General features: G+C 64.6%; 14 protein-coding genes and 1 tRNA gene. 8 read left to right on the top strand and 7 right to left on the bottom strand.

Going from position 1 to position 15,047, the window contains the following annotated elements; translation table 11 throughout:
• Nucleotides 1-51 precede the first annotated feature (51 nt).
• Nucleotides 52-3,993, top strand: a complete 3,942-nt coding sequence (gene hrpA / locus WAQ08_RS04510) for an ATP-dependent RNA helicase HrpA (protein ID WP_422189440.1) — start codon at nt 52-54, stop codon at nt 3,991-3,993.
• A gap of 16 nt (nt 3,994-4,009) precedes the next feature.
• Nucleotides 4,010-4,882: an EamA family transporter gene (locus WAQ08_RS04505; RefSeq protein ID WP_422189439.1), complete on the top strand. Its 873-nt coding sequence runs from the start codon at nt 4,010-4,012 to the stop codon at nt 4,880-4,882.
• A 285-nt stretch (nt 4,883-5,167) separates the two neighbouring features.
• Here WAQ08_RS04505 and WAQ08_RS04500 read toward each other — a convergent pair whose 3' ends face one another.
• The gene (locus WAQ08_RS04500) at nt 5,168-6,055 is read right to left on the bottom strand and encodes an AraC family transcriptional regulator (RefSeq protein WP_422189438.1); all 888 of its coding nucleotides are present in this window, start codon (nt 6,053-6,055) and stop codon (nt 5,168-5,170) included.
• Nucleotides 6,056-6,170: 115 nt separating this feature from the next.
• Between WAQ08_RS04500 and WAQ08_RS04495 the strand changes: the two genes are divergently transcribed.
• The 3 genes from WAQ08_RS04495 to WAQ08_RS04485 all read left to right on the top strand — a co-directional run bounded on the left by WAQ08_RS04495 (nt 6,171) and on the right by WAQ08_RS04485 (nt 9,885).
• Complete coding sequence (locus WAQ08_RS04495; RefSeq protein WP_422189437.1) at nt 6,171-6,965, top strand: hypothetical protein; 795 nt, start codon at nt 6,171-6,173, stop codon at nt 6,963-6,965.
• Nucleotides 6,966-7,319: 354 nt separating this feature from the next.
• Entirely contained in the window at nt 7,320-9,509 is a 2,190-nt protein-coding gene (locus WAQ08_RS04490; RefSeq protein ID WP_422189436.1) for a TonB-dependent receptor, read from the top strand.
• Between the two features lie 46 nt (nt 9,510-9,555).
• Entirely contained in the window at nt 9,556-9,885 is a 330-nt protein-coding gene (locus WAQ08_RS04485; protein ID WP_422189435.1) for a FecR/PupR family sigma factor regulator, read from the top strand.
• 28 nt (nt 9,886-9,913) lie between these two features.
• Here WAQ08_RS04485 and WAQ08_RS04480 read toward each other — a convergent pair whose 3' ends face one another.
• Entirely contained in the window at nt 9,914-10,237 is a 324-nt protein-coding gene (locus WAQ08_RS04480) for a hypothetical protein (RefSeq protein ID WP_422189434.1), read from the bottom strand.
• Between the two features lie 134 nt (nt 10,238-10,371).
• Here WAQ08_RS04480 and WAQ08_RS04475 point away from each other — a divergent pair, with 134 nt between their 5' ends.
• Nucleotides 10,372-11,148: an FTR1 family protein gene (locus tag WAQ08_RS04475; protein ID WP_422189433.1), complete on the top strand. Its 777-nt coding sequence runs from the start codon at nt 10,372-10,374 to the stop codon at nt 11,146-11,148.
• Here WAQ08_RS04475 and WAQ08_RS04470 read toward each other — a convergent pair.
• From WAQ08_RS04470 to WAQ08_RS04460, 3 genes are all read right to left on the bottom strand, one after another.
• Complete coding sequence (locus WAQ08_RS04470) at nt 11,141-11,716, bottom strand: Fur family transcriptional regulator (protein WP_422189432.1); 576 nt, start codon at nt 11,714-11,716, stop codon at nt 11,141-11,143. The two genes, WAQ08_RS04475 and WAQ08_RS04470, sit on opposite strands and share 8 nt — an antisense overlap.
• A gap of 280 nt (nt 11,717-11,996) precedes the next feature.
• A complete protein-coding gene (locus WAQ08_RS04465; RefSeq protein ID WP_422189431.1) occupies nt 11,997-12,698 on the bottom strand; it encodes an MOSC domain-containing protein in 702 nt (233 codons plus the stop codon).
• A 17-nt stretch (nt 12,699-12,715) separates the two neighbouring features.
• The gene (locus tag WAQ08_RS04460; protein ID WP_422189430.1) at nt 12,716-13,282 is read right to left on the bottom strand and encodes a peroxiredoxin family protein; all 567 of its coding nucleotides are present in this window, start codon (nt 13,280-13,282) and stop codon (nt 12,716-12,718) included.
• Nucleotides 13,283-13,531: 249 nt separating this feature from the next.
• Between WAQ08_RS04460 and WAQ08_RS04455 the strand changes: the two genes are divergently transcribed.
• Nucleotides 13,532-13,795 carry a DUF2024 family protein gene (locus WAQ08_RS04455; protein ID WP_422189429.1) on the top strand — a complete coding sequence of 88 codons (264 nt, stop codon included), beginning with the start codon at nt 13,532-13,534 and terminating at the stop codon, nt 13,793-13,795.
• 8 nt (nt 13,796-13,803) lie between these two features.
• On the top strand, nt 13,804-13,953 hold the full coding sequence (locus tag WAQ08_RS04450; RefSeq protein WP_422189428.1) for a hypothetical protein: 150 nt from the start codon (nt 13,804-13,806) through the stop codon (nt 13,951-13,953).
• A gap of 7 nt (nt 13,954-13,960) precedes the next feature.
• Here the strand turns inward: WAQ08_RS04450 and WAQ08_RS04445 are convergent.
• Nucleotides 13,961-14,037: transfer RNA gene (locus WAQ08_RS04445), tRNA-Pro, on the bottom strand.
• 38 nt (nt 14,038-14,075) lie between these two features.
• Entirely contained in the window at nt 14,076-15,026 is a 951-nt protein-coding gene (locus WAQ08_RS04440) for a LysR family transcriptional regulator (RefSeq protein WP_422189427.1), read from the bottom strand.
• Between the last annotated feature and the right edge of the window lie 21 nt (nt 15,027-15,047).

Raw genomic sequence — 15,047 nt, 5'->3', positions numbered from 1 at the left:
GGTCTTTCATCACCGTTCGCGCCGTCAAGACGGCCTGTTCCCTGCTTGTCCGTGTCTGCCCAGCTGCCTGCCATCACCTTCCCTGAATCCCTGCCGGTCTCGGGCAAACGCACCGAGATCGAGGCCGCCCTGCGCGAGCACCAGGTGGTGATCGTCTGCGGCGAGACGGGCTCGGGCAAGACCACGCAGTTGCCCAAGATCGCGCTGGCCATGGGTCGCGCCGGTTGGGGCCAGCCGCGCGAACCGCAGCAGGGCAAACGCCGCCCGCCGATCATCGGCCACACCCAGCCCCGGCGGATCGCGGCCTCCAGCGTGGCCAAGCGCATCGCCGAGGAGATCAACACGCCGCTGGGCGAGGTGGTGGGCTACAAGGTGCGCTTCCAGGACCGGCTGCAGCCCGGTGCCAGCGTCAAGCTGATGACCGACGGCATCCTGCTGGCCGAAACACAATCCGACCCGGACCTGCGCGCCTACGACACCCTGATCATTGACGAGGCCCACGAGCGCAGCCTGAACATCGATTTCCTGCTGGGCTACCTGCGCCAGTTGCTGCCGCGCCGGCCTGATCTGAAGATCATCGTTACCTCGGCCACCATCGATGCGGACCGCTTCGCGCAGCACTTCGCGGGCGCTAAGGGCCCTGCGCCGGTGATCATGGTGTCGGGGCGGCTGTTCCCGGTGGAGCAGCGCTGGCGCCCCTTCGAGGAAAGCCGCGAGTACGGCCTGAACGAGGCCATCATCGACGCGGCCGATGAGCTGTGGCGTGAGGGCTCCGGCGACATCCTCGTTTTCCTGCCCGGTGAGCGCGAGATCCGCGAAACCGCCGACCACCTGCGCAAGCACATGGCCAACCAGCGGCAGCAGGTCAATGTGCTGCCGCTGTTCGCGCGCCTGAGCCAGCAGGAGCAGGATGAGGTGTTCCGCACGGGCGGGCCGCGCCGCATCGTGCTGGCCACCAACGTGGCCGAGACCTCGCTGACGGTGCCCGGCATCCGCTACGTGATCGACTCGGGCCTGGCGCGCGTGAAGCGCTACAGCTTCCGCAACAAGGTCGAGCAGCTGCAGATCGAGCCCATCAGCCAGGCCGCGGCCAACCAGCGCGCCGGCCGCTGCGGCCGCGTGGCCAACGGCATCTGCATCCGCCTGTACGACGAGAAAGAGTTCAACGCCCGCCCGCGCTTCACCGACCCCGAGATCCTGCGCAGCTCGCTGGCCGGCGTGATCCTGCGGATGAAATCGCTGCACCTGGGCCTGGTCGATGATTTCCCCTTCATCGAGCCCCCGCTGCGCAAAGCGGTTGCCGACGGCTACCAACTGCTCAACGAGCTGGGCGCGGTGGACGACGCCAACGAGATCACCCCGCTGGGCCAGACCCTGGCGCGCCTGCCGCTGGACCCGCGCGTGGGCCGCATGATCCTGGAGGCGCGCGACCGGCAGGCTCTGGCCGAGGTGCTGGTGATCGCGGCCAGCTTGAGCGTGCAGGACGTACGCGACCGGCCCATGGAGCACCAGCAGGCAGCTGACGAGAAGCACAAGAAGTTCGACGACGAGAAGTCGGAGTTCATGGGCACGCTCAAGCTGTGGAAGTGGCTGGACGAATCGCGTGGCGGCCATGGCCACCATGCGCCGGGCCAACCAGAGCAGCACAAGCTCAGCCACCGCAAGTACGAAGCCCTGCTGCGCGAGAACTTCATCAACCCGCGCCGCGTGCGCGAGTGGAAGGATGTCTACTCGCAACTGCACACCGTGGTCACCGAGCACCAGTGGCGCCTGAACGGCAGCCCGGCGACCTACGAGCAACTGCACCTGTCGCTGCTGTCGGGTCTGCTGGGCAACATCGGCTGCAAGAGTGATGATGAAGACTGGTACCTGGGCGCGCGTGGCATCAAGTTCTACAAGCACCCGGGCGCCAACCTGAGCAAGAAGCCGGGCCGCTGGATCCTGGCGGCCGAACTGGTCGAAACCACGCGCCTGTACGGCCGCGGCATCGCCACCATCGAGCAAACCTGGGTGGAGCGCATGGGCGGCCACCTGCTCAAGAAGCAGCTGCTTGATCCGCACTGGGAGAAAAAGGCCGCCGAGGTCGTTGCGCTGGAGCGGGCCACCTTGTACGGCCTGGTGGTCTATGCCAACCGCCGCGTGAACTTCGGTCTGGTCGATCCGGTGCAGGCGCGCGACATCTTCATCCGCGAAGGCCTGGTGGCCGGCGAGTGGGAGACGCGGCTGCCTTTCCTGGCGCACAACCGCAAGATGATCTCGCAGGTGGAGCAGCTGGAGCACAAGTCGCGCCGGCAGGACGTGCTGGTCGATGACGAATTGATCGTGGGCTTCTACGACGCGCAGATCCCGCCCGAGGTGGTCAGCGGCCACAGCTTCGAGCGCTGGTACCGCGAGGCCGGCCGCCAGAACCCCAAGCTGCTGCACCTGAGCCGCGAGGAGCTGATGCGCCATGAGGCCGCTGGCATCACCAGCGCGGCCTTCCCGAAGATGATCCGCATGGGCGGCGTGGACTGCGCCGCCACCTATCTGCACGAGCCGGGCGATGCGCGCGACGGCGTCACCGTGACGGTGCCCATCTTTGCGCTCAACCAGGTCAGCGACGAACGTGGCGAATGGCTGGTACCCGGCATGCTCAAGGACAAGGTACTGGCGCTGGTCAAGAGCCTGCACCAGAAGCCCCGCGCGCGCCTGGTGCCGCTGCCCGAGTACGTGGACAGCTTCATCGAGAGCGCACCCTTCGGTGAAGGTGGCCTGCTCGATGTGCTGCTCAAGGCCGTGCGTGATCGCACCCAGCTCGACATCAAGCGCGCAGACTTCAAGCTGGACATGCTGCAGCCGCATCTGTTCATGAACTACCGCGTGGTCGATGAACATGGTCGCCAGCTGGGCATGGGCCGCAACCTGCCGGCGCTCAAGGCCGAGCTGGGGCAACTGGCGCGTGGCGCCTTCCAGGCCCTGGCGGCGTTGAAGACGCAGGCGGTGGTGAATGCCGGGCCAGGCGGGCAGGGCGCCGACGTGCCCATGCCCGCGGCTGTCAAAACCGTGGCTGGCGATGGCGAGCGTGCAGCAGTTGGATCAGGTCAAACCAAGGGCGGCCAGGCTGCTCCTCGGCGTAGTGATCAGGGCTCAGGCCGGGCCACGGCCGTACAGCCCCTGACCGACTGGACCTTCGGCGAGCTGCCCGAGCTGATGGAGATCCAGCGCGGTGGCCACACCCTGGTGGGCTTTCCGGCCCTGGTGGACAAAGGCACGCATGCCGAGATCGAGGTCTTTGACGAGCCCGATGTGGCCGCCGCCAAGCACCGCGCCGGCCTGCGCCGGCTGATCGCGCTGCAGCTGAAAGAGCCGCTGAAGTACCTCGACAAGAACATTCCCGATCTGCAGAAGATGGCCATGGCCTACATGAGCCTGGGCACGGCCGATGAACTGCGCGAGCAGATCGTGGAAGTGGCGCTCGATCGCGCCTTCCTGCTCGACCCGCTGCCCACCGATGCCAAGTCCTTCAAGGCCCGCATCGAAGAAGGCCGTGGCCGCCTGAACCTGATCGCGCAGGAAGTGGCTCGCCTGGCCGGCACCGTGCTCGTTGAATATGCCGCCGCGTTGCGCAAGCTCAAGGATGCCCGCCCGCCCAAGGATGTGCTTGAAGACATCCAGGCCCAACTGCAACGCCTGGTGCCCAAGCGCTTCGTGGCCCGCACCGACTGGGCCCAGTTGCAGCACTTTGCGCGTTACCTCAAGGCCATCACCCTGCGGCTGGACAAGCTCAAGGGTGATCCGGCCCGCGACGCCCAGCGCCTGGCCGAACTGCGTCCGCTGGACCAGCGCTACACCCGCCGCCTGGCCGAGCTCAAGGGCACGCACGATGCGCGCCTGGAAGAGTTCCGCTGGCTGCTGGAAGAGCTGCGCGTGAGCTTCTTCGCGCAGGAGCTGCGCACGCCCCAGCCCATCAGCGTCAAGCGCATCGAGAAGGCCTGGGCGCAGATGTCGCTCTGAGCCCGCGCTTCACCACATGAGCCTGAACGCCACGGACCAGCGCATTGCATGGCCCGTCGGCGCGCTGCTGATGTCGCAGGTGTCGGTGAACCTGGGCGCCGCCTTCGCCAAGCACCTGTTCCCGGTGATCGGCCCCGAGGGCATGACGGCCTTGCGTACCAGCCTGGCCGCCTGCCTGCTGCTGGCCTCGTGGCGTCCCTGGCGGCACTTCAAGGTCGGCCGCGCCCATGCGCTGCCCATGCTGGCCTATGGCGCCGCCCTGGGACTGATGAACCTGCTGATCTACCAGGCCTTTGCGCGCATTCCCATCGGCATCGCCGTGGCCATCGAGGTGACGGGGCCGTTGGCCGTGGTGCTGTTCAATTCCCGGCGCCTGCAGGATCTGCTGTGGCTGGGGCTGACCTGTGTGGGTCTGTGGATGCTGTTGCCCCTGCATACGTCCTCATCGCTCGACCCGATCGGCGTGGCTTGCGCCGCGGGGGCTGCGGCCTGCTGGGCGCTGTACATCATGGCGGGGCAGCATGTGGCTGGCACATTCGGCGGCGGCGCGGTGGCCTGGGGCATGGCCATTGCCGCGTTGCTCACCTTGCCGGTGGGCCTGGCGCATGCCGGCTCGGTACAGTGGTCCCCCACCTTGCTGGTCACAGGCCTGGCCGTGGCCGTGCTGTCGAGTGCCGTGCCCTATTCGCTGGAGATGGTGGCGCTGCGCCGGTTGCCGGCCCGGGTGGTGGGCATGCTGTTCAGCGCGGCGCCGGCCATGGCGGCACTGATGGCCGCGCTGGTGCTGGGCGAAGCCCTCACGGCGCTGCAGTGGGCCGCGATGGGCTGCATCATCGCGGCCTCGGCAGGCAGTGCACTCTCGGCAAGAGGGGCGGCTCCGGCCGCGTGAGCCGGGCGCACGCTTGCACGCATCTCCCGCGTGGTGCCGATGCGCTGGCCTGTTCAGTCGCTCAACTCGCCCGCCACTTGGGCAAGCCGATCTGCCCCTTGAGGAAATTGCCGACGATGCGCACCAGCGCGGCGGTGCGTCCGAAGCGAAGGTGGTGGCGCGATCATCATGGGCGACTTGATGCAGCACCTGGCTGCGCCGGATGATGAGGCGGGCATGCAGCGCTACATGGATGCAGGCATCGAGATGCTGGTCCGCGGGATGGGGCGGATGGCCTGAGGAGGCTCAATCAACCGTATCAGCCAAGCCTTCGAGCGACTGCAGCCATGCCCGGGGTGACAGGCCTGTCTTCTGCGTGAACACGCGCGACAGGGCCGAGGCATTGGCATAGCCCAGGTCCGGCGCGATGGCCTTGACGGACTGGCCCTGGCGCAGGCACTTCTTCGCGATCGTCATGCGCCAGTCAGCCAGGTAGTCGGCGGGCGTCACGCCCACGGTGGTCTTGAAGCGGCTGGCGAAGGCGCTGCGAGACATCGCCGCCTGATCGGCCAGCGAATCCACGGACCAGGGGTGCCCTGGTTGCTCGTGCATGGCTGTCAGGGCGCGGGCCAGTTGGGGATCGGCCAGGCCGGTGGCCAGACCGAGGGCGATGCCGCCTTCCTCGCCATGGTCCAGCAGCCAGCGCAGCAACTGCAGCAGCACCACGTCGAACAGCCGGTCGGCGATCAGGTGGTGGCCGCAACGCACGCCATCGGCCTCCTGGAACAGCAGATCCAGTGTGGCTTCCAGGCCCGGCACCTTGGCCAGTGGCAACACGATCAGTGGCGGCAGGGCACGCACCAGTGGATGGCTGGCGCCGCCTTCGAAATGCACCGAGGCGCAGGTGAAATCAGCGCCTTCCTTGGGCGCGTTGTGGAACTGGTGCCGCAGAGGCTGTGGGTAGAAGAAGAGCGTGGGCTCGCGCACCTCGATCCGGCGCATGAGGCCTGTGTCCTTGCGGTGGGTAACGACCAGTTCCCCACGCCGCAGCACGTGCAGAAAGCCCCGGCCGGGCTGCGCATCGAAGGTGTTGACGCCGCACAGCGCGCCGGTGTGGAACAGGCGGGCGGCAACAGGGAAGCGCGTCAGCAGCGCGGAGAGCCGGTCCAAGGGTGGTGGGGCGCGCTCGCTCATCTGGACGAATTGGTGTGTTTCGTGGATGGATGGATCCCAATCATACGGGTGGCTTGCGCACACTGTCTTCATGCAATCCGCATCGCCCTACACCCCAGGACACCACGAGGACACCATGAACCACCAGGCATCTCGCTCCGGATCTCTTTCTCGCGCAGCCATCGCGCTGGCCTGTGCAGGCCTTGGCCAACTGGCGATGGCCCATGACGGCAAGCACGACGCTCAGCACAACGGGGATCACGCAGGCGGCATCCAGAGCCAGCCCGCCAAGGGCGTCAAGGCGCCTTACGACATCGTCCACACCAAGATCAGCACCGAGGGCAGGGTGGCGGTGTTCCATATGCACGTCTCGGGCAAGGCTGGTGCGAGCAAGCCGGGCAAGACCGGCAAGCTGGCGGGCAGCCAGGTCTTCTCCTATGTGTGGCCGACCTCGATCGACCCGGCCGCCGTGGGCTTCGAGGCCAAGAGCGGCATCCTGGCGTTTGCGGTGACCTCGCACCCGGATTTTGACGACACGCCCCTGTTCGACGAGAACGGCGATGGCCGCACCGACAACGACGGTGACCTGTGGCACTCGCACTGGGTGGTGCTGCAGCCTGATGAAGCCTGCGGCAAGGGCGCCCTGAAGGTGGTGGATATCCCCAAGGATGCCAAGCCCCGCCTGCCCAAGACCTGGCCGGGTCTGCCCATCCTGATCGACAGCCCGGGCTGGTCACCCACGTTCAAGGGCGGCACGGTGGAGGTGCGCGTGCCCTTCGATGACATCGGTGTCGTCAACACCGCCGGCTTTGATGGCGTGACGGCTGCGTTGCGCGTGAACGCCAGCGTGCACAACCCGCTGCTGTGCGTGGTGGATGTGTTCAAGGTGGCGTCGGGCAATCTGTCGCTGCCGGGCAAGGTCAATCAGTGAGCGTGAGCTGCGCTCCTCAGGCATGTCCTTGTCATGACGGGGCATGCGCGGTGGTGCACGTGCAAGCAGGTGGCCGGGGTGGGCATTGCCAGGGATTCAGCGCAGCGCGCTTGCCATCAAAAGTTGTCATTGATTGACTACTTTATTTTTGAATGTCGATGTCCTATTTGCTGATTGATAAGAATATCAATGCGGTTTATGGGCTTTTCTTGTCATTGTGAGTAGTACTTGACGATGCTACTTCATTGGGTTTAAAGTCCGGGTCTTTCAATAAGACGCGTTCTCATTTGCGATGGCGAAGAGGCGTATTCCTTCCTTGCTGTACCGCAAGTGCAGTTCACCCAGGCTGACCCCATGAAGACGTCCAAGACATCTCTCCCCACCACCTCTGCGGCGCTGGCCAGCCCGCAGATCACGCTGGCCGTGCAACTGCTGTTCGCCAGCGGCATGGCCGGTTCTACAGGCCTCGCGATGGCCCAGTCCACGGGGTCTGGGTCTGGCAATGCGCTGCCACCGATCACCGTCACCGGTACGGCTGATGCGCCCTACACGGCGAAGAAGACGATCACGGCCACAAAGACCGATACGCCGCTGATCGACACACCCCAGTCCATCTCGGTGGTGACCAAGGAGCAGATTCAAGACCAGTCATCCCAAGGGCTGGCCGAAGCGCTGCGCTACATCCCGGGCGTGGGTTTTGCGCAGGGCGAGGGCAATCGCGAAACCCCGATCTTCCGGGGTGTCAGCACGACGGGGGATTTCTACATCGATGGCATGCGCGATGACATGCAGTACTACCGCGACCTCTACAACATCGAGAGCGTCGAGGTGTTCCGTGGCCCGAACGCCATGGTGTTCGGCCGTGGGGCAAGCGGCGGCTTGATCAACCGGGTCTCCAAGGCGCCCGGCTGGACGCCGCACTACAGCGGATCGTTGACCCTCGGTTCCGACAGCAACAAGCGCATCACGGCCGACCTCAACCAGCCGCTCACCGAGGACCTGGCTTTCCGGCTCAACGCGCTGTATGAGGATTCCGACAGCTACCGCGATGGCGTGAACCTGCAGCGCCAGGGCATCAACCCCACGCTGGCCTGGAAGCTGGCGCCCAAGACCTTGGTGACCTTGGGCTACGAGTACTTCAAGGACGACCGTGTGGCCGACCGCGGCATCCCATCGACGGGCGGTCTGGCCGGCAAGCCGGTGAGCACGGATCGATCCACCTTCTTCGGCAGCGCCGAGGGCAGCCCCACGGGTTCCGAGCTGAACGCCCTCACGGCGCTGGTGGAACATGAGTTCAGCAACGGCGTGCAGTTGCGCAACCGCACCCGCGTGACCCAGCAGGACAAGTTCTACCAGAACGTGTTCGCCAGCAGTGCGCTCAAGACGGGCAACTTGGTGGCCATCAGTGCCTACAACAACGCGACCAAGCGCGACAGCTGGTCCAACCAGACCGATCTGACCGGTGAGACCAACCTGGGCGGCATGAAGCACAAGCTGCTGCTGGGTGCCGAGATCGGTCAGCAGGACACGGACAACTACCGGATGACCGGGTACTACAACAACAGCGCCACCGTCACCTCGACCGACGTGCCGCTGAGCAACCCGATCCCCAGCCTGCCGTTCGCCTATCGGCAATCGTCCAGCGATGCCGACAACGGTACCCAGTCCAAGGTAATCGCTGTGTACGTGCAGGACCAGATCGAACTGTCGCCCGCGTGGCAGCTCATTGCCGGCCTGCGCTATGACCGCCTCGAAGTCGACTTCCTGAACAATCGCAACGGCCAGCGCATCAGCTCAAGCGACGATCTGGTGTCGCCGCGGCTGGGGCTGATCTACAAGCCTGTGAAGGACATGTCGCTGTATGCCAACTACAGCATTGCCTACCAGCCGCGCGCTGGTGATCAGCTGTCCTCGCTCACGGTCTCGTCGGCCGTGCTCAAGCCCGAGAAGTTCCAGAACTACGAACTGGGCCTGAAGTGGGATGTGCGCCCGAACCTGACGGCCACTGCGGCACTGTTCCGGCTGGACCGCTCCAACGTGATCGTGGTGGATCCGGCGAATCCGTCTGCCACGATCCTGGGCGATGGGCAGCGCACGGATGGGCTGGAGCTCACCCTGTCGGGCAACGTGACCTCGGCCTGGTCGGTGGTGGGCGGTTATGCCTACACGGATGCGAAGCTGCTGGCCGATACCTCGGCGGTGCTGCGCAAGGGGGCTACCGTCGGTCAGGTGCCCAAGAACACCTTCACGCTGTGGAACCGCTATGACTTCAATCGCGCCTGGGCAGGCGGCTTGGGCGTGATCCACCGCACCGAGATGTTCGCCTCGACGGAACAGTCTGGCACCGGCGCCACCAACACCAAGCTGCCGGGCTATACCCGCGTCGATGCCGCGGCGTTCTACACCTTCGACGAGAAGACCCGCGTGCAGTTGAACGTGGAGAATCTCTTCGACAAGAAGTACTACCTCAACGCCTACAACAACAACAACATCACGCCTGGTTCGCCCCGCGCCTTCCGGGTGTCGTTGAACAAGTCGTTCTGACGGCCGCTCCGGCCTGCTCGGAAACTGCCCCCGCTGCCAGCCCATCATGTCTGACAAGAAGCGGTTGTCGCCAACCGTTCGGACGAGTGCGGCGCAGTGGTGGGTGGCGTTGAACGACGTGTCCGTCAGTGGCAAGACCCGTCGGCAGTGCGCCGAGTGGCGCATGGCCCACCCGGATCATGAACGCGCATGGCAGGCGCTGGAGTCCATGCACAAGACCCTGAGGTCGATGCCTGCGGTGGCGGTGCGGGCTGCGCTCGAAACGCCATCAGCATCATCGCGATGGTGGCGATGCTTGCGCGTGATGGCTGGGGTGATTGCCGTGGTGGTCGTCGTGGCCTGTGTCTTGTCGCTTCTGCTGCAATCAATCGGGTGAGCCTGCGTCGCGCGCACTTGCGCGGGGCTCAGCGATCGACGCGTGGGCTGCGGATGCCGGAGAGCTGGCCTCGCACGACCTTCCAGAAATTCTTCGTGCCATCCACCAGGCGCCAGGCCGTGGAGCGGTGAGCCAGCACGCCCACTTCGGGCAGCACCTCACGCAGGTTCTTGAGCCCGAGGATCTTGAGGTACTCGCGGATGGTGTTGGGGCTGTGGATCAGCAGGATGACGCGCCACCCATAGTGTCGCCCCAGCATGAGCATCCCTACGGCGCTCTCCAGCTCATCGAGGTTGCCGTCGAACTGGTCGACGGCCTTGTCGATGAGTGCCAGGATTTCTTGATCGGTCATTGGCAGAGGCATGTCCGGATGTCTTGTAGGTTCACATTCTGCAGTCTGGGGAAGGCACAGCTTCGAGCGCACGAGCATTGTCCCATGGTCGATAATGCAAATCGTTTTCGTTCTAGTCGTGTGCGGAGGTTGTCTTGTTCGACGCTTTCCTTGTGACCTGGAGAGAGTTCGCCGAAGCTCTTTTGATCGTCGCGATGTTTCGGGCGTGCTTCGTGCGCGCGGGTCGAGAAGAAATGCTCCCGATCATCGGGCGCGGGGTGGTGATCGCCCTTGTCGCCATCGTGTTGTCCGTTGCCGCGCTCCAGTTGATCGAATCCGAGCCGGCGTTCGATGCCTTGTGCACCATCGCCGCCGCCTTGAGCGTGGCGATGATGGCGGTGGGCGTGGCGGCTTCAGGGCGAGGGATCGACAAGAAGGTTTCCGGCTTCGTGATGTCCTGGATGGACGGCGCTCGGCCGGCTGCCGCTGTGCTGGTCATGATCGTCTTCCTGGTGTTGAGGGAGGGGCTGGAGCTGTTTGTGATGCTGCGCTCGATCCATCAGGTGCAAGGGCCTCAGCCTGCGATCCTGGGGGCCTTGCTGGGCCTGGTCGCGGTGTTCCTGACGACCAGAATCTGGGTATGGGCGCGTTCTCGCTTCGGACTCATGGCGGCTTTCCGTTTTTCTGCGGTGCTGCTGCTGGCGCTGGCCGTGAAGATGCTGATCCATGGCTGCGAAGAGTTGCTTCGCATGCAGTGGCTGCCCATCGACCATGAGCGTTGGGAGCCTGTGATCGATCCGTTCAGGCAAGGCGGGGATGCCTACATGTGGCTCTTCATGGCCTTGTTTGCGCCGCCCTTGATGTTCTTCCTCAAGTCCTGGTGGCAAGAGGCGTCCTGGAAAGAGCCTGGAGAGCGAATCCCTCTCAAGTAGCACCTGTTGCCGTGGCGGCGTTCGCGCGACCGGCTTGGCGCCGCTGTAGGCGGCCTTTGCTCGGTTGTCCATCGCAGTGGCTGCAACGTCCCGAGAAAGTCATCGGGCCGATGTTTTCCAGCTTGAATCCATAGAGCGTTGACACGCGCTCAAGCTCGCGCTGAAGCGCTTCGTCGTGGAACTCTTCAAGGTGCGCGCACGCTGTGCAGACAAGCTGATGCAGTTTGTGTGGCGGGGCCTGATCACACGTCAGCGCATAGACCGACAGGGGCACGCTTTTGCCCGGAGCCCAGCCTCTGGAGATCAGGCCGCCGGTTTCAAGGGAGCGGACCACCCGGTAGATGTCGGAGTAGGACACGGCAATGTCTTGTGCCGTGAGCGCTGCATAGATCTGATCGATGCTGGCTTGCCATTCGGGCCTCGTGACAAAGAGCTCCAGTATCTGTGCGCGCCTGAGTGTTGTGCGCAGCTTGGCCCCTGCAGCAGGGCGGTGACAGTCTTGGAGAGAGCGAGAGACATCTTCGGGGCTCAGCTCAGGCCGAGAAAAAAGCAGGCCGGTGTGACCCAATGTGCCGCGCTGAATTTTGGTGGCACTTCATGTGCATCAACCTGATGCCTCGTATCAACAGGGAAATGTCGGCAATGGCCCTTGAGGATTGGCTGCTTGGCCAATCATCGCCATTTGCTGCGGTGAAACTGTATGTTTGGTGAGTAGTTCTGTCAAGTGCTACTAATGTGTGTCACCTGATGCGCTGAGTCGGCGGCCTGAGATGAGGCATCGATGAGTGCTGCGGTTCAATGAGCTCGCACTGGTGTTGATGGTTTCAGCGGATGCGCAGACGCAGGGCCTATGGACCAGGCCCTTCCAGCCGCTTCTGCCACGACTCGATCTGCCCACTGTCGAGCCGCCCTTGGAACAGCTTGTGCCATGAAGCGGGAAGCGGCAGTGCCAATGCACTGCGCATGACTTGGGGCTCACAGTTGCGGTCGGCAATGAGCTGCAGGAGGCGGGCCAAAGGCCAATCACCATGAGGACGGGCTGTCAGCTGGATTACATCGCCGGCGGCAATCTGCCCCGGTGTCAGTACACGCAGGTACCAGCCGGCGCGCCCGCTTTGCTGTACCCGCCTGGCCATGTCCGGCGTCTCGAAGCGGTCATTGAGCTTCCAGCAGGGCTGTCGGCCCTGGCTCACTTCGAACACGGCGCTGCCCACGGCCCATTGGTCGGCAAGGCAGACCTGGTGTTCGTCCAGGCCGGGCTCCAGCGTCAGGTTTTCACCGAACGCCCCCGGTGCTTGCAGCAACTGCGTGGCCTTGCTGCTTGTCAACTCATCGCGCCACGCATCGTAGTGGGGCCAGGCATAGCAGTGCACGGCTTTGTCAGGGCCGCCGTGCACCCGTGTGTCTGCTTGCTCATCGCCTTCAAGGCCCAGCAGGTTGACAGCGACGGAGCCGCTTCGAGGCTGTTTGTCGATGGCGCTGAGGCTGCCCGGGCGTGTGTAGGGGCGTACTTTGCCTGTCAGCACGGCGCGCACCCTGCCAATGGGCATGCCTAGGTTGAGCGGGCTCAAGACCTTGCCCCTGCACTGATGCTCTCGGGCAAGCGGCAGCCTTGATCGTCGCAGTCGGCGCTCTCATCTTCATCGGGCTCCGCCAGCAGTTCGCCCAGCAGGGCGCCGACCTGCAGGTCATCACTGCGCCCGAACTGATGGAGGCGGATCCGCCCACGCTTGTCGAGCACGATCAGGCTGGGTGTGCCACGCAGGCCCAGCGCCTGCATCGTCAGTGGCACGGGGCCGCCATGAGGATCAGGGCGATCGATGCCGATCGGGAACCTGAGGCGGTATTCATGGATGAAGGCGGCCAGCGCGGCGCGAGGTTGCATCACATCGTGGTGTTCGAAGACCGTATGCAGCCCGACGACGGCCAGTGGGTCTTTGGCAAAGACCTCGTGCATGCGGGATGCCTGGGGCAGCCCATGGGCCACGCAGCCTGGGCACAGCATCTGGAAGGCATGCAAGGCAACGACCTTGCCCCGCAGGCTGTCCCAGCGCAGAGCTTGTGGCGTATTGAACCAGTGATCGACCTCAAGCGGTGGTGCAGGTCGCAGATTGGCAATGTGGGGGTTGTGCATGAGCGCTCCTTGCAGGCTGTACCGGTCAGACAGTGTGAGTCTGTCGCCGGGGCTGGATGTTCCCAATCGTCCAGATGACATACCCATTCGTCGCTCCTGCGGATCAGCGGCCTGGCATGGCCTGAGATGGCCGCGCCGTCTGGACGATTTGGTGTGTTTGCTGGACAAAGTGGTCCCATTGATTTGGCGCACGCCAGCACACTGCCTCCATCGATTCGCGCAAGCGGATGGCCAAGCAGGAGCAAGACCATGCACATCTCTGTCTACGACACCTATGTCCAGCGCCCGGATGGGCGTCGGATGCACTTTGACATCCTGGTGCCCGTCGAGCTTCGTGACCGGGAGGCCGTGCTGGCGCATGGACGCACCTACCTGGCCGCCAAGGGCTTGGCACCTTCCGAGCTGCGTGCCGAGAAGTGCAATTACTGCCACATGGAATCTGCCAACCCCGCGGTCGAGGAAGAGATCGCGAGCAGCGGCTTCGCCATCATCGAGATGGAGAACTGCGACTGAGGTGATGCATGAAGACTGCAGTAGCGATACGCCACGTCGATTTCGAAGACTTCGGCACAGGGGTGCTTGAAGTTCAAGGCTTGGCTGGAGATGCTGCCCGGACGCGCTGCCAAATGAACAAGGCCCGAAACGGTGTAACCGTCACGGGCCTTGAATGAGGTTAGGTGGTCGGGGCGGTGGGATTCGAACTCACGACCCTCTGCTCCCAAAGCAGATGCGCTACCAGGCTGCGCTACGCCCCGACTGAGCCTTGCATTGTAGCCTGACTCCGGCCCTGTGCTCAAGGATTCCACAATCCGTCGACGCCGGAGGCCACTGCTTCTCGCATGGCGTCGATGAAACGCTTGAGTTTGGCGGGGTAGAAGCGCGCGTGCGGGTAGACCAGGTAGACGGGCAGGGGCTCTGGCACCCAGCCGGGCACCAGGTGCACCAGGCGACCTTCTGCCAGGTCATCGCGCATCAGCCAGGCCGAGGCGGCGCACACCCCCAGCCCCGCCACGGCGGCACTGCGCAGCGCATAGAGGCTGTCGGTGCCCAGGCGAGGGCGCAGCGGCACGCGGCAAGCGCTGCCACCGGCCAGGGGCTTGAGCGTGATCTCGCCGCGGTAGAAGGTTCGCAGCGACAGCCAGGGCAAGGTTGCTAGTTCGGAGGGGTGTGAGGGCGTTGCAAGCCCCACTACGGAGGGCGCCGCCACCACGATGCGCGGTATTTCCGACAGCTTGATGGCGATCACCGAAAGGTCGGTGATCTCGCCCACCTGGATGGCGCAGTCGATGTCTTCGGTGACGAAATCCGGCCGACGGTCATGCAGCAGCCAGTCCACCGATACGCGTGGGAAGGCGCGCAGGTAATCGGCCAACGGGGCCATCAGCAGATCCTGCCCTAGCGCATGGGGGGCCACCACGCGCAAGGTGCCTTCGGGCTCGTCGCGCGCGCCCCGCAGGTCGGCCTCGAAGGCGGCCCAGCCCTCCAGCAAGGCCTTGGCGCGCGTGTAGCAGCGCTCACCATCTTCCGTGAGTTGCATCGAATGGGTGGAGCGGCGCAGCAGGCGCAGGCCCAGTGATCGCTCCAGCGCCTGCAGGCGGCGGCTGACGGTGGGTTGCGTGGCGCCCATCTGTTGCGCTGCGGCCGACAGGCTGCCCGCCTCCACGATGTGCACGAAGGTCTGCATCAGCGCGATGCGGTCCTGGGCCGTAGAAGATGGGCTTTCCGGAAGGGCAGGGCGGGCCATGATGACTTGGTTATGCGTGAT

The sequence above is a fragment of the Aquabacterium sp. genome, from assembly GCF_049274795.1.
In the GTDB taxonomy this organism is placed as follows: Bacteria; Pseudomonadota; Gammaproteobacteria; order Burkholderiales; family Burkholderiaceae_C; genus Aquabacterium.
Note: the sequence above shows the minus strand (reverse complement) of the source record. Positions and strands in the feature narration are given on the sequence as shown.